Source organism: Streptomyces sp. B93 (assembly GCF_018070565.1).
In the GTDB taxonomy this organism is placed as follows: Bacteria; Actinomycetota; Actinomycetes; order Streptomycetales; family Streptomycetaceae; genus Streptomyces.
Window position 1 is genome coordinate 1 of the sequence record NZ_JAGPXL010000113.1, and the last position, 1254, is coordinate 1254.

Consider the following 1254-nt stretch of genomic DNA (forward strand, 5'->3'; position numbering starts at 1 on the left):
CGAGGTCGAGCAGTTGCGTCGGCATCGTGCTTCCGGGTTCGGTCTGGAGGCGCGGAAGCCGTACACGGACGGTGTGGTCACCGGCTGGGGGACGGTGGAGGGGCGGACGGTGTTCGTCTACGCCCATGACTTCCGTATCTTCGGCGGTGCGCTGGGTGAGGCCCATGCGCAGAAGATCCACAAGGTCATGGACATGGCTATCGCGGCGGGTGCGCCGCTGGTGTCCCTCAACGACGGTGCGGGCGCGCGTATCCAGGAGGGTGTGGTGGCGCTCGCCGGGTACGGCGGCATCTTCCAGCGCAACACCAAGGCCTCGGGTGTCATCCCGCAGATCTCGGTGATGCTGGGCCCGTGTGCGGGGGGTGCGGCCTACAGTCCGGCGCTGACGGACTTCGTGTTCATGGTCCGTGAGACCTCGCAGATGTTCATCACCGGCCCGGACGTGGTCAAGGCGGTCACCGGTGAGGAGATCACCCAGAACGGCCTGGGGGGTGCGGACGTGCACGCGGAGACCTCCGGTGTGGCGCACTTCGCCTACGACGACGAGGAGACCTGCATCGCCGAGGTGCGGTACCTGTTGTCGCTGCTGCCGCAGAACAACCGGGAGAACCCGCCGCGCGCCGAGTCCTCCGATGCCCCGGACCGCCGTTCGGAGGTTCTGCTGGACCTGGTTCCGGCGGACGGCAACCGGCCGTATGACATGGCCAGGGTGATCGAGGAGATCGTCGACGACGGCGAGTACCTGGAGGTCCACGAGCGCTGGGCCCGCAACATCATCTGTGCGCTGGCCCGTCTGGACGGTCAGGTGGTGGGCATCGTGGCGAATCAGCCGCAGGTGCTGGCGGGTGTGCTGGATATCGAGGCGTCGGAAAAAGCTGCACGTTTTGTGCAGATGTGTGACGCTTTTAACATCCCGATCGTCACGTTCCTGGACGTGCCCGGGTTCCTGCCGGGTGTGGACCAGGAGCACGGCGGGATCATCCGGCACGGGGCGAAGCTGCTGTACGCGTACTGCAACGCCACCGTGCCGCGGATCTCGCTGATCCTGCGCAAGGCGTACGGAGGTGCGTACATCGTCATGGACAGTCAGTCCATCGGTGCGGACCTGACCTTCGCGTGGCCGACGAACGAGATCGCCGTGATGGGCGCCGAGGGTGCCGCGGGTGTCATCTTCCGCCGTCAGATCGCCGAGGCCGAGGACCCGGAGGCGATGCGCGACAAGATGGTCAAGGAGTACAAGTCCGAGCTGATGCA

1 protein-coding gene is annotated in these 1254 nt (G+C 66.2%); it reads left to right on the top strand.

Annotation, left to right across the window (positions count from 1 at the left end; translation table 11 throughout):
- Positions 1–1254: acyl-CoA carboxylase subunit beta (locus KBY47_RS36145; protein WP_210928871.1), on the top strand; the 1254-nt coding region annotated here is incomplete at both ends.